Below are 26,040 nucleotides of genomic sequence, written 5' to 3' on the forward strand. Positions count from 1 at the left end.
AACCAGTTCGCCACCGCCCTGACCACGGAGACCATCATGCCTGCAACCCAGCGCGGGACCCTGCCGGTGCCGGCGAATCCGGTCCCGGAAACGGATGGCCTGGACCGCCGTTCCCCGGCCTCCGTTTCCTTCCTGCTCGGCACGGGTGGCGACAGACGCATCTGGCCGGACGCGATCACGCGGCGCAACCGCTATGGAACCCGCGCAACCCCGGCGGACGATGAGATCTCATTCTCGTCGACAACGGCAAGCAACATCTCGCGCGAGGGTTTTCAGGCGGCCGGGGTCGAGCTCGCACGCCTCATGGATATCGCGTCGCCTTACCCTGTCGATCAATGGTTCGCCGACATTCGCGACCGGATTGCCGGCAATCTTGGCTGCGCGGGCGCGCAAATCGTTCTCGCGGCCTCGGGAACGGATGCGGAGCTTCTCGCGCTCTGCATGGTTGCCGGTGTCTCCAGGCGCCCCTTGACCAATGTGCTTGTCGCGCCCGACGAAACGGGAAATGGCGTTCCACGCGCGGCGGCAGGGCGTCATTACTCGGATCTGACGGCACTCGGCAGCGCCGTCGAGGCTGGCGCGCCGCTTGAAGGCCTGCCGCCGGACCGTATCGAAGTGCGCACGATCGCCATCCGCAACGAGACGGGCGAGCCCCGCCATCAGCATGAAATCGATGCCGAGATCATCGCCACCGTCGAGCTGGAATTGAAGCGCGACCGCGATGTCCTCCTCCACGTGCTCGATGCGTCGAAAACCGGTTTGCCGGCGGTGACACGGCAGGCCGCGCGCCATGTCGCGGCGCTTGCCCCCGGACGGGTGCGGGTCATCGTCGATGCCTGCCAGTTCCGCGGCTCGATTTCGCGGCTGCGGCAGGATCTGGCGGATGGCTTCATGGTGGCCTTGACCGGCTCCAAGTTCATCGCCGGCCCGCCCTTTTCCGGCGCGCTTCTCATCCCTCCGGCATTGGCCGAGGAGCTTGCGGCGAGGTCCGATATCCCGGCGGGCCTGGCGGAATACACCGCGGCGCAGGACTGGCCGGCGGCCCTTCGCCAACGGATGAGCTTCGCGTTCAAGTCGGAACTGAACCTGGGGCTGGGTTTGCGCTGGGTCGCGGCGCTCGCCCATCTCGACCGCTATGCCGGGATCGACGAGCCCCGGCAAAGCCTCGTCAAGGAAGAGTTCGTTCGCCTGGTGCGGTCTCGCATCGACGCCGTGAAAGGCATCTCACTGCATCAGCATGATGAAGGCGACCATCTTGGCTCACGCGCCATGGTCCCGTTGACCGTCACCAACCGCACCGGCGCTTTCGCACCGTTCGAGGAATGCCAGGCCATCCAGCTGTCGATGCGCGGCCTCAACGGAGGCCCGATCTGCCACGTCGGGCAAGCCGTGCGCCTGGGTTCGCGCACCGTGCTGCGCGTCGCCGCCTCCGCTCCCGATGTGATCGGCGTTTCGCTGGGGATGTCGGCCGGCCAGCCACTGCAGCAGGCGTTCGCTCCGATAGAATCGAGGCTCGACGCCTTCTTCCAGAAATTGTCGGCGGTCCTGCACCGTCCGCGAGACGCCTGATGGCGCGGTCCACCGAGCTGCAACGCGCGGCGGCCAAAGATGCGGCCGGGACCAGCCTCGATCCGTCGAACTGGGATCGGTTTCGCGAGACCGCGCATGGCATGCTGGACGACATGATCGCCCACATCGAGACGATCAGGCAGAGACCGGTGTGGCAGCGGCCCACCGATGAAATGCGCGCGCGGTTTGCCCGGCGGCTGCCGAACGAACCTCGCGAACTGGGCGATGTCCTCGATGACGTGCGCACGCACATCATGCCGTTCGCGACCGGCAATCTGCATCCCTCGTTCATGGGTTGGGTTCACGGCGCGGGTACGCCGATCGGGATGGTGGCGGAAATCGTCGCGGGCGGCCTGAACATGAACTGCGGCGGCCGCGACCATGCCGGCCTGGTGGTCGAACAGCAGATCGTGCGCTGGATGAGCGAGGCGCTCGGCTACCCCGGTGGAGCGAGCGGCTTGTTCCTCACCGGATCCTCGATGGCAAACTTCGTCGCGCTGACGATCGCCAGGACCGAGGCGCTGGGCCCGTCCGTCCGCGAGACCGGCCTGCGCGACTGCGGCCGCCAGCTGGTCGCCTATACGTCCACCGAGGCGCATTCCTGCATCGCGCAGGCAATGCAGTTGTCCGGCATCGGATCGGCAAACCTGCGGACCATCGCGGTCGACGATGCCGGAAGGATGCTGCCTGGCGCATTGCGCGCGGCGATCGAACAGGACCGCGCCGAGGGGTTGCTGCCGTTTCTGGTCGTCGGGACCGCCGGAACGGTGAACACCGGGGCCATCGATCCGCTGGCCGACATCGCCGAAATCGCATCCAGGGAAAAACTCTGGTTCCATGTCGATGGCGCGATCGGCGCACTCGCCGTGCTGTCCGATTCCCTGCGTGGATTGTTCAAGGGCATCGAGGAGTCGGCATCGGTGGCGCTCGACTTTCACAAAGGGGGCCAGGTTCCCTACGATGCCGGGTTCCTTCTGGTGCGCGATGGCGATGCCCACAAGCGCGCGTTCGCGCAGCCGGCCGCCTATCTGCAGCGGGCGAACCGCGGGCTTGCCGCCGGCGAAACATGGCCCTGCGATCTCGGCCCGGACCTGTCGCGCGGGTTCCGCGCCTTGAAAACATGGATGACGATCGAAGCGCTTGGAACGGATCGCATCGGCGGCTCGATCGCACACACATGCATGCTCGCCCGCCATCTCGCCGAAGCTCTGCAACGCCATCCGGCATTTGAACTGAAGGCGCCCGTGGCGCTCAACATCGTGTGTTTCGGCATTCGCGGGGCGGACTCTGAATTTGTCCGCAACCTGGTACTGGATCTTCAGGAATCCGGCCTGGCCGCGCCTTCATGGACAACCATCAACGGCGAGCTGGTCGTGCGCTGCGCCATCGTCAACCATCGCACGACGGTGACCGACATCGACGGGTTCATGGATACGCTCAACCGGTACCTGGCCGATCGCGGCTTTCCTCCTGCCCCTTGATCGTCAGTTTGTCATTGGTGATCGACAGCGGGACGGTGCGAAGCCAAAGACTACCATCCACGGCGCTCCGTTGGGGCGCCATGGCTCCACGTACTTCGCTCGGGACGATGCCAACCTTGGAGCGACTAGGCTTTCGCTTCGACCAGGATCACCAGCGACTCCGGCACCACGCCATCGTGGGCCATCGCGTCGGCGGCCGCCTTGCTCTGCATCAGCGCGGCCATCTTGTCCATGTCCGGAACGTCCATCATCACGGCCACCCGCTTCGGGTTCTGCGGATCGACGAACGTGCGGATGTTGGTGATCCCAAGCGCGCCGAAAAGCTCCTTGCGCTTGGGTGAACCGAGCCAGTGCTTGCTATCTTTCGTGATGTTGTGATGGCCAATGACAGTTGGCATGGCATCCTCCCCAAGGTGACGCCGGCGGCCGATATCGCCCGCCTGATGCTGCGATCCACCTCTGCGTTCCAGTCAGCGCCGTTTCTTACGAACTGTCAATTAGCTGCTGCTGATGGACCTGTCGGGATCGGGAGGTCGCCAGTGCACCGGCCGCTATTGCCGGCCGGAAATCATCCGCAGCCAGGGCGCCAGATGGAAGGCGCTCATCAGGAGGTACATCGCCGCCATGCCGGTGAACGGCGAGGCATTGGCGCCCATGCACAGCATGGCGGCGTCGCCACCCTGAAGACAGGAGAGCAGTGCCATCCCGGCGAAGGTGGGTGCCGCCGCGAGGCACAGCCAGTCGGCGACGCCAAGGGTGGTGGTGTTTTCGGGGGTCGCGCTGCCGGTGCTTGTTTGGATGTTGCTCATCGTCCTTCTCCTTGATGGCCGCGACCTGTCAGGACTTGGTTTCCTCGCCCCTGCCGAAGGCGGGGAGAGGTGGCCGCGTAGCGGCCGGAGAGGGGGCCCTCGTAGGGCGCAACCCCTCTCCGTCTCGGCTTCGCCGAGCCACCTCCCCCCACTCCGTGGGGCGAGGAACCCTAGACAGGCGTCCTTACTGCTCACCCTTGTCCCGGAACGCCGCCTCGCCGGCAGCCGACACCTCGGCCCATTTCTTGTCGGCCCCGGCGTCGTAATTGTCGTGCCAGTTCCACCACGAGTAGAGCGGGGTCTGCGGATAGCCTTCGGGCGAATCCTCCCAGACCTCCTGGCGGCCGAGCGGGGTGGCGTCGAGATAGCTCCAGACCGTGCCCATCGCCTCGTCGCCGCGGCTGTTGATGAAATAGGTGCGGAAGATACGGTCGCCGTCGCGGAAGAACACGTTGTGGCCGTGCCATTCGTCGACGCCGAAGTCTTTGTCGAAGCTGTCGGTGATGGTGTACCAGGGCATCTCCCAGCCCATGCGCTTCTTCAGCCGCACGATGTCGGCCTGCGGTGCACGCGAGGCGTAGACGAGCGTGGTGTCGCGGGCGTTGAGATGGGCGAGGTGGCCGACCTGGTCGGCGCCCAGCGAGCAGCCGCGGCAGGCGTGATCGGGCCAGCCATAGACGCCCGGCTCGAAGAAGGCGCGGTAGACGATCAGCTGGCGGCGTCCTTCGAACAGGTCGAGCAGGCTCGCCTTGCCATCAGGGCCCTCGAACACATAGGCCTTGTCCACTTCCATCCACGGCATGCGCCGGCGCTCGGCGGCCAGCGCGTCCTTGGCGCGCAGGGTCGCCTTCTCCTTCACGAGCAGTTCTTCGCGCGCGGCTTCCCACGCCTGCCGTGAAACGATCGGCGGGGTCTTCATCGTGACGTGCTTGGTCATTGGTCGTCTCCTTGTCAGTTTGCCGTCGCGCCGTTGCGACGTGTTGCTGCTTGCTGGTCGTGAGGTAGGGTAGGGCGATGAGGTGGAGCGGTGGGAGTTACAAGTGTGACGGGATTTGAATCGTCTGGCCCGCCGCAGCAGGGGTGGCGCCCGGCGTGCTTGGCCGTGTCGATTGTCGCGTCGGGGGGCAGGTCGGCTGGACTGGGCATCTTCTTCTCCTTTGGCGTGCCGTCGGTTGCCAGCACGGCTTGCTGGTTGACGGTGCTGGCTTAAGTTAGGGCGGTGCGGCGCGAGGGTGGGAGTTACAAGTGTGACGGGATTTGAATGGACTCGCTGATCACGGCGGCAGGTATGGCGCTGGCGGCGGGCGATCCGCTCGGCGCGCTCGACCGCGTCGCCTTGCGCGAGGATGCGCCGGCGCTGGCGCTGCGCGGCATCGCCATGGCGCAGCTCGGCGACCTCGAACGCGCCAAGGCGCTGCTGCGGCGGGCCGCGCGCGCCTTTGGCCCGAAAGAGGCGGTGGCGCGCGCCAGATGCGTCGTCGCCGAGGCCGAGATCGCGCTGGTCTCGCGTGACCTCGGCTGGCCGGCCAGGGCGCTCGACGCGGCGCGGACAACGCTGGAAAAGCATGGCGACCGGCTGAACGCCGCGCATGCGGGCCACCTCAAGGTGCGGCGGCTGCTGCTGATCGGGCGGCTCGATGAGGCCGAAGACGTGCTGGCCGGTCTCGATCCGGCACCGCTTCCGCCGGCCTCGAGGGCCGCGCACGAACTGGCCGTCGCCGGCATCGCGATGCGGCGCCTCAAGACGAAGCCAGCGCGCACGGCACTGGAGTGGGCACGCCACGCCGCCCGCCGGGCCGGCATTGCGGGCCTCATGGCGGAGGTCGACAGCGCGTTCCTGGCGCTGGACACGCCGGCGGCGCGGCTGATCGCGCGCGGCCAGCAGCGCCCGCTGCTGCTCGAGGAGGTCGAGGCGCTGCAGGCGTCGCCGGGGCTGGTCGTCGATTGCTTTCGCTATGCCGTGCGTGGCGGCGAAACGACGATCTCGCTGGCGACGCGCCCGGTGCTGTTCGCGCTGGCGCGCACGCTCGCCGAAGCCTGGCCGGGCGATGTGTCGAGAGAGGAACTCGTCGCGCGGGCCTTTGGCGGCAAGCATGCCGATGAATCGCATCGCGCCAGGTTGCGGGTCGAGATCGGCCGGCTGCGCGCCGAGTTGCGGACGCTGGCCGACATCGGCGCGACCAGGCGCGGCTTCGCGCTGGCGCCGCGCCAGGCCGGCGAGGTGGCGGTGCTGGCGCGGCCGATCGAAGAGCGGCACGCGGCGGTGCTGGCCTTGCTCGCCGACGGTGAATCCTGGTCGAGTTCGGCGTTGGCGCTGGCGCTTGGAACCGGCCAGCGCAGCGTGCAGCGGGCGCTCGAGCAGTTGGCCGAGTCCGGCAAGGTGCAGTCGTTCGGCCACGGGCGGGCGCGCCGCTGGATGACACCGCCGGTGGCGGGATTCACGACCACCTTGTTACTCCCCGCACCGCTGCCGAATGGCTAGAAAGGGGCACGACCAACACGGTTTGAGGATCAAGACATGAAACATTCAGCGGCCGAAATCCTGCGGGAATATGGACCGTTTCCCGGCGTGGAGCGGGTCGGTGGCGTAAGCTTCGATGGCAAGAACGTCTGGTTTGCCTCGGGTGACAGGCTGAATGCCTTCGATCCGGCAAGCGGACAGTCGCTGCGCTCGATCGACGTGGCAGCACACGCCGGCACGGCCTATGACGGCAGGCATCTCTTCCAGCTCGCCAATGATCGCATCCAGAAGATCGATCCTGATACCGGCGAGGTGCTTTCCACGATCCCGGCGCCCGGCGGCGGCCGCGACTCCGGGCTGACCTGGGCCGAAGGGACGCTGTGGGTGGGGCAGTACCGCGAGCGCAAGATCCACCAGATCGACCCCGAGACCGGGGCAATTCTGCGCACCATCGAATCCAACCGTTTCGTCACCGGGGTGACCTGGGTGGACGGCGAGCTGTGGCACGCCACCTGGGAAGGCGATGACAGCGACCTGCGCCGCGTCGACCCGCAAACCGGCAAGGTTCTGGAGACGCTGGACATGCCGGCCGGCATGGGCATCTCGGGGCTGGAATCCGATGGCGGCGACCGGCTCTTCTGCGGTGGCGGATCGGTGGGGGTGGTGCGGGCGGTGCGCCGGCCAAGGTGAGGGCGAGGCGCCGGTGACGATGGCGAAAGTTGGTGCTCCACGCCAACCTCGCATCATATCGACCAGCCGACAAATGTCCCTCGATGGCTGGCCATCCGGCCACCTCGCACCTAGTTAGGTTCTGCACCGGGCGGACCGCCCCGAGACATCTTTGCAGAAGGACCTGACCATGCCCGAACAGATTGCGTTGAACGACGGCGCCACCATTCCTCAACTCGGCCTTGGCGTCTGGCAGGTCGATCAGGCCATCACCGCCCAGGTGGTACGCTGGGGGATCGAGGCCGGTTATCGCCTGATCGACACCGCCGAGGGCTACCAGAACGAGGAGGGGGTCGGAGAGGCGATCCGGACCGCCGGCGTGCCGCGAGGCGACCTGTTCATCACCTCGAAACTGCGCAATGGCGCGCACCAGCGCGATGCGGCCCGCAAGGCCTTCGACGGGACGATGAACAAGCTTGGCATCGAGCAGCTCGACTTGTTCCTGATCCACTGGCCGGTGCCCAGCCAGGACAAATATGTCGAGGCGTGGAAGACGCTGGTCGAGCTGAAGGAGGCCGGTCGCATCAGGTCGATCGGCGTTTCGAATTTCAACCAGGACCATCTGGAGCGGATCATCAGCGAGACCGGCGTCACGCCCGTCGTCAACCAGATCGAGCTGCATCCCCGGTTCCAGCAGCGCGGCATCAGGGAGTTCCACGCCCGGCACGGCATCCATACCGAGAGCTGGAGCCCGCTGGGCAGCGGCAGGCTGCTGAGCGACCCGACCATATCAGGCATTGCCAGGAAACACGGCAAATCCGTCGCGCAGACGATCATCCGCTGGCACCTTCAGCAAGGGTTGATCGTCATTCCCAAGTCGATCCATCAGGATCGTATCGCCGCCAATTTCGACGTCTTCGATTTCGAGCTGGACGCGCAGGACCTGGCGCTCATCCGCGGCATGGATTCAGCCGCCGGCCGCGTCGGACCGGACCCCGCCACGGCGGCGTTTTTGTTTTAAGGAGCCGGTGGCGAAGCTGCCACCTTGGAGTTTGGCCGAAGCCTTTACAGCTTCGTCATCAACTCTGAGGAATGGATGGATGTCGCGGCCGGTCTTCAAGGTAGGTAGCGGCCAATAAAGTGAGCGTTTCTCGCCGCTTCGTCCGCGGCGCCTCTCTCATTCCGACAAATCCACCAGCACCGCGCTGCCCTCCAGCCGCGCCGGATAGCTCCTCAGATTGATGCAGGGCGGCAATCGTTTGGCGGCGCCCGTGCGGTAGTCGAAGGCGCCCGAATGTTTCGGACATTCGACCTCGTAGTCCATGACCAGCCCGTCGGCGAGGTGGACCGCCTCATGGCTGCAGAGCCCGTCGGTGCAGAACACCTCGTCGTCGGGCGAGCGGAAGATGGCGTAGGTGCGGCCGCCATGGTCGAAACGGCGCGCGCCTTCCTGTTCGATGTCGTCGAGGCCGCAGGCCCTGATCCAGCTGGTCATTTCTTCTCACCCCTAAGTTCGATCGCGATGGACTTCCGGAACGGCTTGAACCGCCCCGAAAGGCCCAGGTCGCGGGATCAGTTCTTGCTGAGATACTCGGCGGCGTTGGTGGGCGTGACCAGTTCGAACGGTACGTAGACGACGCGGTCGACCTTCTCGCCCTTGGCGAGCGCGAGGGCCGCGTCGACACCGCCGCCGCCTTGGCCCTTGGCGTTCTGGAACACGGTCACGGCGAGATCGCCCGCCTTCATCGCCTGCAGGCCGTCCTGAGTGGCGTCGATGCCGCCGACGACAACATTCTTCATGTCGATGCCGTTAGCCTTTAGCGCCAGTATGGCGCCGATGGCGGATTCGTCATTGTTGGCGATGACGGCATCCGGGGCAGGGCCCGCCGTCAGCCAGTTGGTCATCAGGTTCTGCGCATTGTCGCGCGCCCACTCCGACGACTGCTTGTCGGTGACCTTGATGAAGTTGCACATGTCGGTGGAGAAGACCTGCTCGACATCCTTGGTGCGCTGGAGTGCTGCCTGGTGCACCAGGCTGCCCATGACGATGTAGGCGGTGGCGCCCGCCGATTTGCCCTTGGCGCGCAACAGCTTGCAGACTTCGAACGCCTCCAGCGTGCCGGATTCGGTTTCGTTCGAGCCGACATAAACCTGTTTCTCCGGCAGGTTCTTCATGTCGGACGGTTCGAGGTTGACGAAGACCAGCGGAATGCCGGCCTTGGCGGCTTCCTCGCTAATCGTCTTGGAGGCATTGGTGTCGACCAGCGTGACGATGATGGCGTCGACGCCGCTGGCGATGAAATTCTTCACCTGGTCGAGCTGCTTGGCGACGTCGTTCTGCGCGTCCTCGACCTGGATGCCGACGCCCTTTTCCTTGGCGCGGTCCTGCATGCCGTGCATCAGGAGCGTCTGGAAATTGTTGTCGAAGTTGACGATCGAGACGCCGATCTTGGCGGCGAAGGCATTGGTCGACATCAAGGCCGCCAGCGCGGTTGAAATGAGAAGTCTCTTCACGGTTTCCTCCCTTGCGGATGGAGTGCCGGCTCACCCCTCTTTTTGTTACCGGCCCTTTCGGGATGGCTGGATGGATGGCTGAAGCCATCCACATGGCTATCTGGTCGGGCTGCGGTCAGGGAGCCGCGTTAGCGCGCGCCTTCTTCTTCTCGTAGCGGGCCTGCATGCGGGCCTCGCCGTCCTTGCCGCCGTCGTGGAAAGTGCCGAACCATCTGTCGAAGGGGATGAGGCCGTCGCCGTAATTCACCTCGAAATATTTGTGGTGGAGGTAGTGGATGTAGGCGTGGCTATCGACTGAAATGTCCTCGGTCAGCTCGACCTTGTCGAAGCCGACATGGCCGGGAATGGCGCCAAAGCCGGCATAGTGGAGCTGGTAGAGCGCCAGCAGCGGGTTGGACGGGATGATCAGGTGCCAGAAGGCGACGCCGAGATAGCCGAACTGCTCCACGGGGTGCATCGACAGCGACGACCAGGGCGAGGGGTTGACCGAATTGTGGTGCACCGAATGCACCCATCTGTAGAGCGGCCCCCAATGGATCGCCCGGTGCAGCAGGAAGAAATGCGTCTCGTGGATGACGGGCACCACCAGTGCCAGCAGGAAGAGGTAGACCGGGTGCGCGGCGAAGGTGAGCCACGGCACGTAGCCATTGGCGTAGGCATAGAGGATCGCCACCTCGATCGCCGTCCAGATCGGCATGCCGGTGCCGAAAGTGCGCAGCATGTTGTCGAGGTTCTGGTTCTCGAAGAAGAACGCCTTGCTCTTCTGTTCGGAGGGCCATTTGCCGTTGTATTTGAATCGGTTGCCTTGGCTTCTCAAGATGTAGAGTCGCAGTTCGATGATACCGAAGAAGACGAGCAGCGCCGCGCAGTTGACGAGGAACAGCCGCAGCATCCAGCCGACAGAGAGCGTCTTCATCACCTCGATATCGGGCAGCACGAAGTGCCACCAGGCGACCGCCGAGAGCGCGAAAAGCAGGTTGTAAGGCAGGAAATAGTGCGGCAGCCATTTCAGAAGTGCCAGCGGACGCGGCGGAAAGACGAAGAGCGGCGCCGTGCCGGCTGGCTCGTTCGGTGCCCAGTCGCCGCGCTTGTTGCGTGTGCCGTATTTCAGATCGTCCATGTCTGATCTCACAAGGCCTGGGAGAGGGTGAGGAAGCGCTCGTAGGCGGCATCGTCCATGTCGACCTGGTGCCGCGCTTCTGGGTAAAGGCCATCGGCCACGTCGCGGCCGAAGGCGCGGAAGGCGGCAATGCGCTTCTCCTGCAGTTCGGCTTCCAGCGTGACGAAGTCGGCGTAACGCCTGGCGTGGCGCGGGTAGTGACCGGTATGGGTGCCGAGCACGTCGGAGGAAAACAGGTACTGCGTGTCGCAGGCCGAGCCGCAGCCCATGCCCATGGTGATCAGCGGCGTCGAGCGGGTGATGTGTTCGGCAAGCCTGACCGGCACCACTTCGACCTCGATGCAGGCCGCGCCGGCATTCTCCAAATCCCTGGCGTCACGCAGCACCTTGATCGCCTCTTCGGCCGATTTGCCGATGGCGCGGAAATTGGTCCAGGTGGCGCGGTTCGGCACCAGGCCGACATGGCCGGTGACGGGAATGCCTTCGGCCGCCATCGCCTCGATGAAGCGCGGCGAATGCGATGAATAGACCGCATCGGCGCCGCGCTTCATGATGGCGAAGCCGAGCCGCACCGCCTCATCAGGCGAGGCGACCGCGCCATGCGGCATGCCGACGGAGAGAAAGGCGAGGGGAGCCGTTTGGCGGATCAATTCCAGATTATGGTCTGGTTCGCAGGAGAGGATGACGATGTCGCTGGCGACGGCGGCAGCCGCCTCGGCCGGCGTGTCGACATGCAGCTGCAGCCATTTCCGAATGCCCTTGGCGCTCTGCAGATCGTGTACCGTCAGCCGTCTCATCACCTGTCGTCCTCCCATTTGCGAGAGGCGTAGCATCGCGGCCCGCAGAAGGCCGCTCGTTCTTTGATCAAATCAGATCAAAGGTTCTCAGCGGTGAAGGTGATGAAACGGATCGGCGGATTTTCGATCGGCAGATCGTGCAGGCCGAGCCGCGCCAACATCAGGTCGATGGCGCGGCGCGCCTGCGCTTCCGGCGCCTGGTCGAGAACGACATCCATGGTGCTCTGGCGCAGGGCCGCGCTGCTGCGCTCGGTCAATTCGTGGCCGACGAAGAACACTTCGTGGCGGCGCGGATGGCGGACGAGCATGTCGTTCAACGAACCATTGCCGCCGCCGGCATTGTAGAAGCCGGCGAGGTCGGGGCGCTGCCGCAAAGCGTCGACCAGAAGGTCGGCGCTTCTTGGCCCTTCGTCATGGCCGAACAGCACTTCGGCGAAGCCGAGGTCGGCGCGCGGATGCTCAAGGAGATAGTCGGAGAAGCCGCGGATGCGGTCGCGGTGCACCTGGTAGATCTGGCTGTGGCAGAGCGCGACGATGCTGCCGCTGCGCGGCTGCATGCGGCTCATCAATTGTGCCGCCATGCGGCCGGCGGCGTAATTGTCGATGCCGACATAGTCGCCTGTCGAGCCGGCGATGCGGGTCACCACCTGGATCGTCGGTACGCCTTGCGCCTCGACTTCGGCCAGCGCGGCGCGGATCTGCGGATCGTCCGGCACGGCCAGGATCAGGCCGCCACGGCGCATGCCGGGCTCGCGGATGCGCTGGGCGACGGCGGAGGCATCGCCTTCGTCCAGAAAAGTCCGGTGCACGGCGACCGTGCGGTCGAGCGTGGCGGCAATGCGCTCGAAGGCGCGCGACAGGCGCGAGAAGAAGGTCGAATCCGGCCGCACCAGGATGACCTCTATGCGCAGGATGCCGCGATGCGCCTCTGGCAGCCTGCGTGGATAGTCGAGCGAACGCGCGGCGACGACCACTTTTTCGACCGTCTCGGGACGCACGCCGCCCCGGCCGTTGAGCACGCGCTCGACAGTCGCGGTGCCAACCCCGGCACGGCGGGCAATGTCGGCGAAGGTAGTTCTGGCGATGGGTACCCCCTGATGCGATTTGATCAGGGAGGTACCATATTTTTTCGGTAAGGCTCTAGCCTTCCGCATCGATGGCGCTACCGGCAAGCAGCCGATCTCCCCACGAGGGAGCAGGCCGGCAGCGTCGGCCTTTTCGCTAAATCCCCGAGCCGTCCAACTGCTGGGCGTCGTCGCCTTGCCAGGGCGCCGGCATCGAGGCGCGGCTGAGGTTGGCCGTGGGCAGCGGCATCCAGCATTTCAGCTCCGGTTCGGCGTATTCGATGACACGTCCGGGCGAGGAGTCCGAGGCGCGCCAGCCTTCGCTGGCGAACTGGTCGCCGCGCGACCAGTAGGCGAGATCGACTTCCGCCGGCCCCTGTTCGGACGGACGAACCGTGACCAGGATGCGGCTGCCATCCCTCGGCGCCGTCGACATGTGGCGCCACCGTTCGGGCTCGTCCATCGCAATTCCTCCTCGCACCTGTGCGTCGGGCACGTCCAGGCCAGCCATGGGCATTCCCGGAAGTACTTTCCGGGTGAAGTGTCGCCTCGCGATCCGGGCCGGTCAACCCCAGCTTTGCGCCAGCAGACGGGTTTCAGTTGACGGATCCAGCGCCGCGGCGCGACAGGCACCGCGAAGCTGGCTGTTGCCGCGCGAGAAGGACCAGCGTGGCGACCGGCGCATACCGAGTGGAGAGAACTTGAAAGCGCCGGCCGCCATTTGGGGCGTTGGGACGCATCACATTGGGGAGGCGATGCAGGGTCAGGCTACGCGGATGCCGGATGCCTTCAATCGGAACACGCGCCCATGGTGAACGACTGGTTACTATCCACAGGCCTGCCCGGACCGGCGTTGCCGCCCGGATCATTTCGCCTGAGCGAGCTGCTGCTGCACGAGGTCGAGTTCCTTGCGGTAAAAGCCCTCGAAGCCGGATGAGTAGTGCTGCTCGCGGAAGATGTCGCGGGCGGCGATGAAGGCGTCGCGGGCCGCCAGCAGGCTCGCTCTGTCGTGCGTTCTTGTTCCGATGGCGAGCAGGATCTCGCCGCGCACCGAATGGGTCTTGCCCCAGATGACCGGCGACTTGTCGCGCGTCAGTTCGGTGAGCGCGAGGTCCATCCGTTCCAGCGCCTTGCGGTAGAGCGGCACGCTGTTTTCGGCGTCGCCCATGAAACGGTAGGCACGGCCCTGGTTGTAGGTGATGGTTGCCCAGGTGAAGGGGTCCAGCTTGCGGGTGATCACCTCATGCGCCTGGTCGAAGGCAGCGAGTGCCTGGGTGAAGCAGTCGGCGCACTTGCCGCGCTGGCCGAGCGACAAAAGCACCGCGCCGAGATTGCTCTGCGTATTGGCCCAGTCGACCGGCTGGGTCTCGCGGGTGCGCACCTCCAGCACGTCCTGGAAGGCGGCCCGCGATGCTTCCAGTTTCTCCGTGTCGTCCGCAACGTCGCCCAGCTTGTGCAAGGAGACCGCGAGGTTGGCCAGCGCCATGGCCCATTGCACCGGCACTTTTTCGCGGGTCCAGACGGTGAGGGCGCCGTGGAAGGCCTCGATCGCGGCGGTGTAGTTCTTGCGGGCATCGCCGGCATCGCCAAGCGCGGTGAACTCGTTGCCGATGTTGTTTTGCAGCCCCGCCCATTTGTCGGGACTGGTCGTCTTCGTGTAGACCTTCGTCGCCTGGCGATAGGCGTCCATCGCCTTGGCGTAATAGGCGGCGCCACCGGCGCGCTGGCCCATCAGGTCGTAGGCGTTGCCGAGATTGATCAGCACGGTGGCCCACAATGCCGGCGTGCGCTTGCGTGTGAATATCTTCAGCGCATCCTCGTAGACCTTGATCGCCTGCTCGACGCGCGCCGTGCCGTTTTCGCGCGCGGCCAGAGCCGTCAGCGTGATGCCCTCGTTGATGGCGACGCCGGCCGGACCGCCGGTGAAGACGGTGACGCCGGGGAGCAGCTTGGCGGCTTCGTAGACGTCGACGGCCTCCGACAGCGCCGCGTTCTCGCCCTTGATCATGCCCTGGTCGGTCAGCGCGTCGGCCTCGAAGATCTTGTAGATGAAGGCGGTCTTCGGATCCCAGCGCTCGGCCTGGCGGAAGGCGTCCTCATAGCGCCGGGCCGCGGTGCGGTAGTCGAAATTCAGGATTGCGGTGCGGGCATGGTCGGCGAAGGTGTCGGCCAGCTCCAGGCGCCGCTGCCTGATGTTGGCCTCGGCCTCGTCGAGCTGCTTGTCGATTTCCTCGGCGCGGGCGCTGGCCCTGGCGCGGAAGGTCAGCGCAAGCTGGATGGCACCCTCCGATTGCGCGCGGTCGGCGAGGCCGGAAAGCCGAATCAATTCCGGGTCCTGCCTGGTTTCGGTGTCGTGCTGGGCGAGGATTTCGCGCAGTTTCCGCGCGCCCGCCGCGAGTTGCGCCTGCAGATCGCCGGGTCCGGCCGACGTGTCGACCCGCAGGGCGCCCAGCATGCCGTAGAGCTGGTCGAGCGGCACTTCGTTCTGTGCCGCCACCGTCTCGACCATGGAGCGCTGCTCGGCCGGTGTCGCGGCGATGGTCAGCAGCAGCTTGCGCCGCTCGGAGCGGATCGAGGCCTCGTCGCCGCCGGTCTCTTCCGGCGCCTGGCCGAAATAGAGCAGGCGCCGCAGGCTGGCATTGGTCCATGGCAGCTGCCGGCCGCCGGTCTTCACATAGACCTCCTCGGCGACCATGGTCATGACATCGCCAAAGGCGAAGCCGCCGGCGGCAAGATGTTTCAGCAAGGCGGCGGCATAGGGGCTGTTGCCGCCGGGCTCGCCATCGAGCGCCGCATGGCCGGGCTCGGCGGCGAAGCCGATCACCTCGCCCAGGCTTTGCGGCGCTTCGGCGGCGTCGGCCAGCGGCGCGGCGCGGCGCGCAAGATCGAGCCCGGCGGCGGCGACGGGTGCGGCGCCGGACGGGGCGGCAAGCGTTGCGCCCGGCGGAAACGGATTGGTGCGGCAGGCATCGAGCAGCACGATCGCCACCGGCACGCTGGCCTTGAGCTGTGCCAGCAAGGCCGAGACCGGCACCAGCCGGTTCGCCGGATCGGCAAGCGAGGAGGCGTCCGCTTCGACGGGGACAAGATAGTTCTCGCCGCCGGCCTCGATGCCGTGGCCGGAATAATAGAGCAGTGCGACATCGGCGCCGGCTGCGTCCTCGACGAAGTGTTTCAGGCCACGCCCCAGGCGGGGACCGTCGCCATCGGGGATCGAGCTGACCTCGAAGCCGAGACTGCCGAGCAACTGGGCGACGGCACGCGCGTCGTTGGCCGGGTTGGGAAGCGCGGGGAGGGACTGGTACCTGGACTCGCCGATGACCAGCGCCACGCCGCGCAGCGGCCTTGCGTCTTCAGCGGACGCCGGCCATGCCTGCAGCAGCTGCATCAGCAGCAATGCCGCGAAAACGGTGACGCGATGCCATCCCGCCATGCACAACCCCGATAAGCCCAGCCCATGCTAACCGGCACAAAGTGGCGGCTCAATGACGGATGTGGGTTGCTTCCAGGCAATCGTTTTCCAGTTCGTGAGGGAGGTCGTCAATTGCCGATCTTGGCGCCGCCCCTCACCTGCCTGCCGGCGTTCGTCGTTCGAAAAGCCAAGCAGTTGGCTTTTCGTCCGCTACGCGGACCACTCCTCAATTCCCCGTATAGTGACGGGGAGAGGGGCGCTGTCATCGCCGGTTTCGCCAATCACCAGCGTTGCAAGCAGGGCGCCAGCGTTGCGGCCAGCCCCTTCTCCCCGTCACTATACGGGGAGAAGTGCCCGGCAGGGCGATGAGGGGCGGCGCTGGCGATCGAAAAAGGGTGATGGTGAGAATTCGAGCCTGGGCGAGCGCTCTGGATAACCAGTCTGGCAAGCGAGAGGCTGCCAATTTCAGCCTTGCCGCAATCCAGACCGGCAGACGCCATTGGAGCTGTGCGCAACACCGGGCAGGCGGGCATCGGTGCTCGACGGGCTATCCTGCGGTTGATAAGTCCGTGTGCGAAGGAGCCTTGAGTCTGACATGACCGTTGCGATCGAGATGGGACACACGACCGCCGGCGCCCCGGCGACCCTGGATCTCGAGGAGCTGCTGGCGACCCGCCTTCTGGTGCAGGGCAATTCGGGATCCGGCAAATCCCATCTGCTGCGACGCCTCCTGGAGCAGAGCGCGCCCTGGGTGCAGCAGACCATCATCGACCCCGAGGGCGATTTCGTCTCGCTGGGCGACCGTTACGGCCACCTGGTGATCGATGCCGAGGAGCACACCGAGCGCGGCCTGCAGAGCGCCGGCGAGCGGGCGCGCATCCATCGCGTCTCCACCGTGCTCAATCTCGAAGGGCTCGACGCCGAGAACCAGATGCGGCGCGCTGCTGCCTTCCTCGGCGGGCTGTTCGAGGTCGCGCGCGACCACTGGTACCCGATGCTGGTGGTGGTGGACGAGGCGCAGCTGTTCGCGCCGGCGGTGGCCGGCGAGGTTTCGGACGAGGCGCGCAAGCTCTCGCTCGGCGCCATGACCAATCTGATGTGCCGTGGCCGCAAGCGCGGGCTTGCCGGCATCATCGCCACCCAGCGGCTGGCCAAGCTCGCCAAGAACGTCGCGGCCGAGGCGTCCAACTTCCTCATGGGCCGCACCTTCCTCGACATCGACATGGCGCGCGCCGCCGACCTTCTGGGCATGGAGCGGCGGCAGGCGGAGGCGTTTCGCGACCTGGAGCGCGGGCAGTTCATGGCGCTCGGCCCGGCGCTGTCGCGCCGTCCGCTGGGCTTGCGCATCGGCCCGACCGATACAAGCCCGCGCAATGGCACGCCGCGCCTGATGGCGATGCCGGAGTCCGCGCTCGAGGATGCGCGCGCGATTATCCTGGCCGCGCCGCCGCCCGAGACCGTGCGGCCGCAGCGCCGGTCGTCGCCGGACCTGCTCGACCAGCTGATGGCGGCGAAATCGGCGGCGCTGGAAATCCGCCCCGAACCGGCGGAGCCGCAAATCAGCGCCGAGGATCTCGCGGAGCGGCGGGAGCGTGTCGACCGTGTCCTGCGCGCCATCCTGGCGCAGCCGGACGCGGGTTTTCGCGTCATCGGCGTGCTCTACCAGGAGTTCGTGGTCCGCTGCCGCATCGAGGGCCTCGCTTCGGTGGTCCCCGACCTGCCGGAGTTTCGCCGCATGCTGACGCGCGCCCGCGCCGGGCTGGGCTCCGACATGGCGGCGGGGGATGACGCGTGGCAGGATGTCTCGGTGCGTGCCTCGCTGCTGCCCGACGACATGCAGGGCGTGTTCATGATGATCGCGCGCGCGGCGAAGGAAGGCTGGCCATGCCCGAGCGACGCCGCCATCGCCCGCGCCTATGGCTCCCACTCGCTGCGCCGCGCCCGGCGCCTCTTGACCTATATCGAGGAGCAGGGCCTCATCGTCTGCCAGCTCGACGGGACCGGAAGGCGCACCGTGACACTGGTGGAACTCGCCTGGGCGACAGCACCGGGCGACCCCAATGCCGGGGAGGTGGAGCAGGGGAGTCTGGCACTGTGACGGGGCGACAAGAAAATGCCCTCAAGCCGTGGCTATAGCCAAACGGCAGATGCAGCGCCGAAGTCTGCTTTGCGCCATGAGCGGACAGCCTGCGCACCGACTCCCAATGTCTTGTTTTGGGCCAAGCGCGGCCGTCAGCTTTGGGCTGCAAATCTTCTGGAGCGGATATTCAGGTTGGCGTGGGCATTGTCGCGGCCTGACCCCTGGCGGTACTGACGGGCGTGCCGATGGATTACGCGGTCCGCAACATCTACCGTTCCGTGAAGGCGCGAGCGAAGGAATCGAGCATGGGCCGTGCGAGGTACTCGAAGAAAGTCCGGTTGTCAGTGTTGATGAACGCCTCGACCGGCATTCCAGGGTAAAGCTGCTCCGCCTTCACGCCGGGCGGCAGGTCGGGGGCAATCTTCAGCTTGGCGCGGAAATAGGGTTCATGCGTGGCCTCATCGATGAGCCGATCCGCGGAAACCTGTGTCACCGTGGCTGAAATCTCCGGGGTGAGCCGCATGTTCAACGCGGACAAGCGCAGTTTTGCCGGCTGGCCGACACGAACCTGATCGATGTCTTTCGTCCGCAGCCGTGCATCGACGATGAGACCCGACGCAGTGGGCAGGATCTCCATGATCTTCTGTCCGGGGGCAATCACGCTTCCCTTGGAATTGTAGGTCGACGACACCACGATGCCCGCGGCCGGCGCTTTGATCGTTGTCCGCCTCAGCACCGCTTCGGCTGCCCGCGTCCGTTCCTCTATGTCGGCGAGGCTGGTACGGACGTCGTCCAGCCTGGTCAGCGCTTCCTCCACGCGTTGCGTGATCGCGCGCTCGATCTGCGCCTGGGCTTCGACGATCTGGGTGTTGGTCGCCGCAAGATCCGCCTCCAGCGCGCCGGCCTGGCCGACCAGATCGGCTTCGCTGCGCAAAAGCTGCGAATATTCGCTGCGATTGGTGAGGCCCTTGTCCAGGAGGCTGGTCTTGATGCCGAGCTCTTTCGCCACGATTTCGGCCTGTTGCTGGATGGCGAGTTTCTGGGCCTGCAATCCCACGACCGACTGGCGATGCATGGCAACCCGTTGCGCGAGGATCGATTGTTCCGATCGAAAGCGGGCGAGCCTGGCGTCGAATTCCTTCTGCTGTTCTCGGACCAGGGTCTCGAAATCGTGCTGGAACGGTGCTGGCGCGGTCTCTGTGACAGGCGCAAGACGGTCCAATCCATCGCGTTCCGCCTCCAGCCGCGAGGCGCTCGCCTTGAGCGCGATCGACTGTCTCGTCAGCCGGTTGAGCTCGGCCTGCGCGGCGGTTCGATCCAGCAGGATCAGATCCTGGGCCTGTTGCACGCGATCACCTTCATGGACCAGCAACTCCTGGATGATGCCGCCTTCGGGATGCTGAATGAGAATGTTTCCGCCCGCCGCCGAGATCGTGCCTTGCGTGATCACCGCGCCGGACAGGGGGGCGCTGACGGCCCAATAGCCAAAGCAGCCCGCCAATATTGCCATTGCGGCGTAGCCAGTGAAGGCCACCCGCCGGATGTCGGTGCGTGGTCTGCCTTCCCAGGCCAGGCTCTGCGCCGCCATCTTCACGATCCAAAGCGGAAATTATGCGAGGTGCCGCGGATCGTCGTGGCGAACGACCCTGTCACCACCGTGTTGCGCTGTGGGGCAAGGCCCTTGCCGGCGGTCGACTGCCGCAACACGTCGCCGCCTGGACCGAAGGTTTCAACCACTCCACCGCGCAGAAGCATCACGCGGTCGCAGGCCGCGGCGATCGAAGGGCGGTGCGTTATCACGATTGCCGTGACGCCCGCAGCTTTGGCGGCGGAAAGCACCCCTTCGAGCGCCGCTTCGCCGCTGCCGTCGAGATGGGTACTGGGCTCGTCGAGAACGAGAATGCGCGGATTGCCGTAGAAGGCGCGCGCCAGTCCGATCCGCTGGCGCTCGCCGCCCGACAGCGTCGTGCCGGACGGACCGATGGTGGCCTGGTAGCCGTCGCGCCGCGCCAGGATCAGCTCATGCGCCCCGGCGCGCCTGGCGGCTTCGACGATCGCGGGGTCATCGGCATCGAGGCCGAAGCGGGCGACATTCTGCGCGATCGATCCGGGAAAAAGCTCCACTTCTTGCGCGAGGTAGCCGACGTGCTTGCCGAGCTGGTTTTCGTCCCAGCTCCTGAGGTCGGCGCCGTCGATCCTGACCGAGCCACCGGTCGGCTGGAGCGCGCCGACAAGCAATTTCGCCAGCGTGGATTTGCCGGCGCCGCTCGGGCCGATGATTGCCACCGCCTCGCCGGCGCCGATCACAAAATTCAGCCGCTTGAGGATGGGTTCCGTGCCGAAGGAGGCATTCGGCGCGATGAAGAAAAGGTCCTGCGCGGTGATCGCGCCGGAGGGGTCCGGCAATGCCAGCTTCCGCGCTTCCGCCGGACGGGCCGCAAGCGCGGTCTCCAGCCGCTTCCACGAACGCCTGGCGTCGACGATCTGCCGCCAGGATCCGATCAGCTGGTCGAGTGGCTGCAGCGCGCGCGACGACACCAGCGAGGACGCGAAGATCATGCCGGCAGTCATCTGCCCCCGCAGCACCAGCCATGCGCCGGCGCCCAGTATTGCCAGCTGCAGCATCATGCGCAGCGCCCGCGACGCCGCGCTGAAGATGGCGTTGGCGCTCGATGAACGGTCATGCAGGGTGAGCGCTTCCGCGACGTGCCTGCCCCATGCCTCGGCGGCGGCTCGCACCATGCCCATGGCGCGCAGCGTTTCGGCATTGCGGGCAAAAGCCTGCTCCGCCTGGCTCGCGGCGGCCGAGCGTTCCGCCGACAGGGCATCGTTCCTGCCGATGGCAAGCTGATTGGCCACGACCAGAAGAAGCAAAAGCGCCGCGCCGGCGAGCGTCAGCCAGAACAGCACCGGATGGATGAGATAGAGCAGGGCGAGAAAGACAGGAGCAAAGGGCAGGTCGAACAGCACCGCCACGCCGCGCGACCTGATGAAGGCGCAGACCGAGGCAAGGTCGCGCAGCGGCGACAGGCCGCCGGCATATTTGGCGCCGAGCGAGGCGGCGAATGTCGCCGCCGCCAGTTTCTCATCGACCGTGGCGGCGACGCGCTGCGTGTAAATGGCGCGCACCGCGTCCAGCAAGCCGAGGAAGGCGAGCGCGACAACCGCCATGGCCGACAGATAAAGCAGCGTCTCGACGCTGGAGGACGGCAGCACGCGATCATACACCTGCAGCAGATAGAGCGGGATCACCAACAGCAGGATGTTGATCAGCAGCGAGAAGACGCCGATATCGGCAATGGCGCGCATGAACACCGGCCGCAGGCCCTGCTGCCTCGTCGCATCCCTCGATGGCGCATGATCCCGCAACATCGCACTGGTCGCCTAGACCGTGTGCTCGCCTGTTATGGTCAGATGGCTCAGCTGCACATCATCCAGCGTATAGGCGCGGATATAGTCGATCTTCATCTGTGCCGGCGTTGCCAGATGGTCGGGAGGCGCGCCGGCGAAACCGCCGACCGCGAGATCGACCAGCATATACATCGGGACATGCATGTCCGACGGCGTCGCGGCCTCGGCGACCTTGACACCATCGTAGGTCCAGATCAGCTGGTCCGGCGTCCACAGCAGGCCGTAGGTGTGGAAGCCGTCCGTGTTCGAAACATTCACCGAGGACGAAATCTTGGTGTGCTGCCCCGTCTCGTTGGTGTGCGCCGTCATCACAAGCGTGTTCGGTTCCTGGCCGCGCATTTCGAGCACGTCCAGCTCCGGCGGCCACGAGCCGTCTTCCGGCAGCAGCCAGAAGGCCGGCCATGCTCCGGCCGTTTCGGGCAGGTCGGCTCGCATTTCGAAATAGCCATAGGTCTGCGAGAAGCTGTCGTGCGTCGTCAGGACCCCGGAAGTGTATTCGTAATTGTTGATGAGCGGCTTGATGGCGTCCGGCGCATGCGCCGCGGTGATGGTGAGGACGCCGTTTGCCACGCTGAACGGGTGGACGGAACTCGTCGGCGCGTAATTGGCGTCGATGTACCATTGCAGCTCGCCGTTCTGGGTCAGCGTGCTGCCGTTCGGAGCGCCCCACCAGAAGTTGGAATCCCAGGTGCCGCTGTGGCCGTTCCAGAGGTTCAGCGTGTTGAAGTAGTCGGCGAAGGACAGCGTCATGCCTGTTTTGTCGATCGGCAGTTCGAACTGGGCGGGCTGAAACTTGTCGATCGTGGTGTTGTTGAACACCAGCACCTCGCTGGAGCCGAGGTTGAGCTGCACATTCGCTCCCGCCTGGACCATGCTGGCCTGTACGGCCTCGAACGAGTTGAAGGCGTAGCCGTTGAGGCGCACGGTGTCTGTCGCGCCAAAATCGAAGATCAGGTCGCTGCCGTTGCCCTTCGAGACGATGAAGACGTCGGCGCCGGCGCCGCCGATGAGCACGTCATTGCCCTTGCCGCCATCCAGCGTCTGGCTGCCGGCGCCGCCCGTGATGATGTTGTCCAGCGCATTGCCGAACGCGTAGCGGCCATCGCCGGTGACGACGAGGTTTTCGAAATTGGCGGGCAGCTTGTAGCTCATCCAGGTGTCGATCGTGTCGACACCTGCCCCGGGATCCTCGACCGCTTTGTTGATCGTGGAATAGAGATGATAGTAGTCGTCGCCAGCGCCACCATACATCGTGACATTGACGCTGCTGTCGCCCCAGAAGGAGTCGTTGCCGGGGGTGCCATGCAGTTCCGGTCCGGACCCCGTCGCCGAGAACCAGTGGGTGGAAGCACCGGTGTAGGGAAGCGGGATGCCTTTGGCGTTCACGACGGTGCTCATCAGAAATCCTTCCTCGTGGTGCCCGGCCTGCTCAAATCACTCGACAAGAGTCCCGGCGACTGCTTCCCGAGTAACGTTGAAACGAACAATATCGTTCCTGGGAATCGTCACCCAATCCACCATAGCATCGACCTTTCGGAAGACATACCCTGAATAAGCAGCAAAGATTCCACTCCATTTCCGGCAGTATGACATGACGACCGGAAAAACATTTATTAAAATTTTGTGCATATGCCAAAATTATAGGCAGATTTGTTTGTACGAATGCAATCAATATTAGTCCATGCTAACACTTGAAGATGCACGAATCCGAGGGCAGAGGCTGCGGTGGAGCAAGGGAGTTTGGCGGTGTGAGGGGAGGGCACCGGAAAAACACGGCTCATCAAGCCATGCCATCAGGGTGATATTTGGCGGAAGCTGCCGTTGCGCAGCCGACCCACAGTCGGCCGTTCAGGCGCGGATGGGAGGTTATCCGAAAGCGGCCGTTCGTCCAGCGTCAGTGCCCGGATCAAATCGATCGTTGCAGGATGGCCGGCTTCCGACAACAGGATTGCGAAGGGAACACGCCGCCACGTTGCCCTCCTCCAGTTCCCCCAGTCTTCCTGGTGAGGATCGCCCGCGATCAGCGGTCGGGGAGAAGTCCCGTCCCCGTCTTGCGCGCTAGTTGACCCTGCCTCCAGTCGCACTCCGCTGTCATCGACCGCGACGATCGCCAAGCTGGCAATATCCAGTGCTTCCTTGTGGCGGGACCCTCACCGTCTGCGTCGGCTCGCGAGCAACATGGCGTACATCGCCGCTACGATAATCGCCATCGCGGCCACCTGGTAAGGAGCTACGGCCTCGCCGAGCATCGTGACCGAGATCAGCATCGTGACAGCCGGGGCTGGTACGGTGATCGAACTTGCAAGCGACACGTCAATGTGCCGCATCGCATAGAACCATAGAATGAGTTCCAGATAGTAGGCGATCCCCAGCACCATGGCGGCGCGTTGAAACGCAAGGTCGGAGAAGGTTGCGGCCAGCAGCTCGCTCTCGCCAAGCCCCGCCTGCACCAAGACGAGGAAGACGCCGGATATCACGAGCCGTGAGACTGTGACCTCGCTCGGTGTTACGGGCATGGTCTCCAGTATGGCCTTGAGCAGGAGGTGAGCGATGCTCCATAAAAGCGGAATTGCCAGCGCGGTCACCGACCACCATGACACTTCCGCGATTTTGAAGGTGCCACCAGTCGTGAGATAGACGAGCGAGGCGATCATGATCAGCGTGAAGCCGATCTCGGCTGGCGACTTCCGCTTTCCCTGGAAAACCGCTTCCAGCAACATCGCAAACAGTGGATAGGCCTGGAGCGCGATGACCATGCTCACCGCTCCCGCCCTTTCGGCGGTGACAACGTATAAGTAGGTCGACATCCCGAACATGGCGCCTGTGAAGAGCGCAATTGCGCCGAGCCGAATGCGCGCTGTTGGTGGTAGGTCTGTCGTCGTCACCTGTGCCTTGCTGGCGCGTTCGACACCGAACAAAGGGAGAGCGGCGGCAAGCTGCCAGAGCGTAAGCCAGATGGCGAAGGCCAGGCTGTCGGAACCGGTGGGGCGCGCGTTTGCCAGCACAGGCATCGCACCCAGGATGACCAGGCAGGCAAAGGCGAGCACGCTGCCCACGATGGGCGATTTCTGCAACATGTGTCCTCCTGATCTGCAGCCGCTCAATACAAAATGTATTCATAAATTTGACATTGTGCCGGTGCAATGAAATGATTGTCTTCATGACAATGTGGTGCCCTGCGATATCCGGCCGACCGGGCCCCGCCTATCTCGCGCTCGCGGAGGCGATTGCCGAGGCAGTCGCGGCCCGGCAACTGATTGCGGGCGATCGGCTACCGCCGCAACGCGATCTCGCCTATCGGCTCGGATTGTCCCTGAGCACAGTGACACGAGGCTATTCAGAGGCGGCGCGGCGCGGCCTACTGGAAGGTACGGTGGGGCGTGGAACCTATGTGCGTCAGCCGGGTCCGAAGGTCGCTGCGGCATGGGGCGCGACATTGACGCGGCCCTCCGACGGCCCGATCGATTTTGCCAACAATCTGCCTTTTGCCGGCAGCGCGGCGACCGCGTTGGCGCGCTGCCTGGCGGGACTGGCATCGGACAGCGGGCTCGGGGCTTTTCTCGACCATGCCCCAGAGGCCGCTATGCGCAGGCATGCCGAGGTGGGCGCACATTGGATCGGAATGCTCGGCCTGGGGATCAGGGGACGTTCCATTAGTTTGGTCAACGGCGCGCAGCAAGGCCTGTTCGTCTCGCTTCTGGCACTGACCCGGCCAGGCGATGCGATCCTGGTGGAAGAATTGACCTATCCGCCGGTCCTTGCCATCGCCCGCCAACTCGGCCTCACGCCGATACCCGTGGCGATGGATCGCGAGGGATTGCTTCCGGATGCACTGGACACATCGGCGATCTCCACCGGGGCGAGGCTGCTCTATGTAATGCCGACATTGCAAACGCCCACAGCTGCCACGATGGGCGAAAGCCGCCGCCGCGCCGTTGCCGAGGTTGCGCTCGGCCGCGGACTGACGATCATCGAGGACGACGTCTTCGCCTTCCTGCCGCGCTTTCGCCCGCCACCGCTGGCAACATTCGCGCCGGAAAATACTTTATTCTTGACCTCCACATCCAAAAGCCTGGCGCCTGGATTGAGGGTAGGTTTTGTCCATGCCCCATCGAGGTTCGAAAGCGCCCTGCGCTCGGCGATCGCGCTTTCATCTTGGATGCCGCCGCCATTCATGGCGGAGATCGCGGCTCGCTGGATCGAAGACGGTACGGCCGAGAAACTGAATAGCGAACAGCGCACCGAGGCGGAGTTCCGGCAGAAACTATCGCGCCGCATCCTGGATGGTTACGACATCCGCGCCGACCCGAGCGGATTCCATGTCTGGCTCTGTCTGCCCAAAGGCATTCGTGCAGGGACTTTTGAAGCGGCGGGGGGTCAGCAGGGCGTGCTCCTGCGCGCCAGCTCCATCTTCGCCGTCGACGCGAAGGCTGCCCCGGAGGCCGTACGGCTCTGCCTCAGCCACGAACCGGACCGGGAGCGTGTCGCGCTGGGCCTTGCGCGGATCGCAGCCTTGCTACAGTCCACCGCGGACTCGAGCGCATTTGTGGTCTGATCTATTGCAAGAAATGCCGCCGGTTCACGTCAGCCATCCGGCAACCTTTGAAGTGCCAGTCAGTGAAAACAAGCCCCGAACAAAAGCCGAATGCCAAA

The 26,040-nt window shown here is 65.1% G+C and carries 21 protein-coding genes; 7 read left to right on the forward strand and 14 right to left on the reverse strand.

Annotation, left to right across the window (positions count from 1 at the left end):
• Positions 1–36: 36 nt before the first annotated feature.
• Both OOJ09_RS21655 and OOJ09_RS21660 read left to right on the forward strand, forming a co-directional pair.
• Positions 37–1,569, forward strand: a complete 1,533-nt coding sequence (locus OOJ09_RS21655; RefSeq protein ID WP_269907152.1) for a hypothetical protein — start codon at positions 37–39, stop codon at positions 1,567–1,569.
• Positions 1,569–3,050 (forward strand): pyridoxal phosphate-dependent decarboxylase family protein, encoded by a 1,482-nt coding sequence (locus OOJ09_RS21660; RefSeq protein ID WP_269907153.1) that lies wholly within the window; start codon positions 1,569–1,571, stop codon positions 3,048–3,050. Before OOJ09_RS21655 ends, OOJ09_RS21660 begins: the two co-directional genes overlap by 1 nt.
• Positions 3,051–3,175: 125 nt before the next feature.
• On the opposite strand, the gene OOJ09_RS21665 is transcribed toward OOJ09_RS21660, so the two are convergent.
• The 3 genes from OOJ09_RS21665 to OOJ09_RS21675 form a co-directional block, all read right to left on the reverse strand.
• On the reverse strand, positions 3,176–3,448 hold the full coding sequence (locus OOJ09_RS21665) for a hypothetical protein (RefSeq protein WP_269907154.1): 273 nt from the start codon (positions 3,446–3,448) through the stop codon (positions 3,176–3,178).
• A gap of 153 nt (positions 3,449–3,601) precedes the next feature.
• Positions 3,602–3,859 carry a hypothetical protein gene (locus OOJ09_RS21670; protein ID WP_269907155.1) on the reverse strand — a complete coding sequence of 86 codons (258 nt, stop codon included), beginning with the start codon at positions 3,857–3,859 and terminating at the stop codon, positions 3,602–3,604.
• A 184-nt stretch (positions 3,860–4,043) separates the two neighbouring features.
• Positions 4,044–4,796 carry a DUF899 domain-containing protein gene (locus OOJ09_RS21675; RefSeq protein ID WP_269907156.1) on the reverse strand — a complete coding sequence of 251 codons (753 nt, stop codon included), beginning with the start codon at positions 4,794–4,796 and terminating at the stop codon, positions 4,044–4,046.
• A 324-nt stretch (positions 4,797–5,120) separates the two neighbouring features.
• Between OOJ09_RS21675 and OOJ09_RS21680 the strand changes: the two genes are divergently transcribed.
• The 3 genes from OOJ09_RS21680 (at position 5,121) to OOJ09_RS21690 (ending at position 8,010) form a co-directional block, all read left to right on the forward strand.
• The gene (locus tag OOJ09_RS21680; protein ID WP_269907157.1) at positions 5,121–6,341 is read left to right on the forward strand and encodes a helix-turn-helix domain-containing protein; all 1,221 of its coding nucleotides are present in this window, start codon (positions 5,121–5,123) and stop codon (positions 6,339–6,341) included.
• Positions 6,342–6,377: 36 nt separating this feature from the next.
• Positions 6,378–7,010: a DUF5074 domain-containing protein gene (locus OOJ09_RS21685; protein WP_269907158.1), complete on the forward strand. Its 633-nt coding sequence runs from the start codon at positions 6,378–6,380 to the stop codon at positions 7,008–7,010.
• A gap of 169 nt (positions 7,011–7,179) precedes the next feature.
• Positions 7,180–8,010: an aldo/keto reductase gene (locus tag OOJ09_RS21690; protein ID WP_269907159.1), complete on the forward strand. Its 831-nt coding sequence runs from the start codon at positions 7,180–7,182 to the stop codon at positions 8,008–8,010.
• 156 nt (positions 8,011–8,166) lie between these two features.
• Here OOJ09_RS21690 and OOJ09_RS21695 read toward each other — a convergent pair whose 3' ends face one another.
• The 7 genes from OOJ09_RS21695 to OOJ09_RS21725 form a co-directional block, all read right to left on the reverse strand.
• Positions 8,167–8,484, reverse strand: a complete 318-nt coding sequence (locus OOJ09_RS21695) for a MocE family 2Fe-2S type ferredoxin (protein WP_269907160.1) — start codon at positions 8,482–8,484, stop codon at positions 8,167–8,169.
• A gap of 77 nt (positions 8,485–8,561) precedes the next feature.
• Complete coding sequence (locus OOJ09_RS21700) at positions 8,562–9,503, reverse strand: sugar ABC transporter substrate-binding protein (protein ID WP_269907161.1); 942 nt, start codon at positions 9,501–9,503, stop codon at positions 8,562–8,564.
• Between the two features lie 115 nt (positions 9,504–9,618).
• A complete protein-coding gene (locus tag OOJ09_RS21705; protein WP_269907162.1) occupies positions 9,619–10,623 on the reverse strand; it encodes a sterol desaturase family protein in 1,005 nt (334 codons plus the stop codon).
• An 8-nt stretch (positions 10,624–10,631) separates the two neighbouring features.
• On the reverse strand, positions 10,632–11,420 hold the full coding sequence (locus tag OOJ09_RS21710; protein WP_269907163.1) for a 3-methyl-2-oxobutanoate hydroxymethyltransferase: 789 nt from the start codon (positions 11,418–11,420) through the stop codon (positions 10,632–10,634).
• A 77-nt stretch (positions 11,421–11,497) separates the two neighbouring features.
• Positions 11,498–12,505, reverse strand: a complete 1,008-nt coding sequence (locus tag OOJ09_RS21715; RefSeq protein ID WP_269907315.1) for a LacI family DNA-binding transcriptional regulator — start codon at positions 12,503–12,505, stop codon at positions 11,498–11,500.
• 136 nt (positions 12,506–12,641) lie between these two features.
• Complete coding sequence (locus OOJ09_RS21720; protein WP_091581511.1) at positions 12,642–12,947, reverse strand: hypothetical protein; 306 nt, start codon at positions 12,945–12,947, stop codon at positions 12,642–12,644.
• A gap of 402 nt (positions 12,948–13,349) precedes the next feature.
• Positions 13,350–15,917, reverse strand: a complete 2,568-nt coding sequence (locus tag OOJ09_RS21725) for a caspase family protein (RefSeq protein ID WP_269907164.1) — start codon at positions 15,915–15,917, stop codon at positions 13,350–13,352.
• A 574-nt stretch (positions 15,918–16,491) separates the two neighbouring features.
• Here OOJ09_RS21725 and OOJ09_RS21730 point away from each other — a divergent pair.
• Entirely contained in the window at positions 16,492–17,994 is a 1,503-nt protein-coding gene (locus tag OOJ09_RS21730) for an ATP-binding protein (RefSeq protein WP_269907165.1), read from the forward strand.
• 250 nt (positions 17,995–18,244) lie between these two features.
• Here the strand turns inward: OOJ09_RS21730 and OOJ09_RS21735 are convergent, their stop codons facing one another.
• The 4 genes from OOJ09_RS21735 to OOJ09_RS21750 all read right to left on the reverse strand — a co-directional run bounded on the left by OOJ09_RS21735 (position 18,245) and on the right by OOJ09_RS21750 (position 24,464).
• A complete protein-coding gene (locus OOJ09_RS21735) occupies positions 18,245–19,564 on the reverse strand; it encodes an HlyD family type I secretion periplasmic adaptor subunit (protein ID WP_269907166.1) in 1,320 nt (439 codons plus the stop codon).
• Positions 19,565–19,566: 2 nt separating this feature from the next.
• A complete protein-coding gene (locus OOJ09_RS21740; RefSeq protein ID WP_269907167.1) occupies positions 19,567–21,348 on the reverse strand; it encodes a type I secretion system permease/ATPase in 1,782 nt (593 codons plus the stop codon).
• 12 nt (positions 21,349–21,360) lie between these two features.
• Entirely contained in the window at positions 21,361–22,785 is a 1,425-nt protein-coding gene (locus tag OOJ09_RS21745) for a family 16 glycosylhydrolase (protein WP_269907168.1), read from the reverse strand.
• A 752-nt stretch (positions 22,786–23,537) separates the two neighbouring features.
• Positions 23,538–24,464 carry a DMT family transporter gene (locus OOJ09_RS21750; protein WP_269907169.1) on the reverse strand — a complete coding sequence of 309 codons (927 nt, stop codon included), beginning with the start codon at positions 24,462–24,464 and terminating at the stop codon, positions 23,538–23,540.
• A gap of 71 nt (positions 24,465–24,535) precedes the next feature.
• Between OOJ09_RS21750 and OOJ09_RS21755 the strand changes: the two genes are divergently transcribed.
• Complete coding sequence (locus OOJ09_RS21755) at positions 24,536–25,942, forward strand: PLP-dependent aminotransferase family protein (protein WP_269907170.1); 1,407 nt, start codon at positions 24,536–24,538, stop codon at positions 25,940–25,942.
• Positions 25,943–26,040: the final 98 nt, after the last annotated feature.

This window comes from Mesorhizobium qingshengii (genome assembly GCF_027563465.1).
Taxonomy (GTDB): Bacteria; Pseudomonadota; Alphaproteobacteria; order Rhizobiales; family Rhizobiaceae; genus Mesorhizobium; species Mesorhizobium qingshengii_A.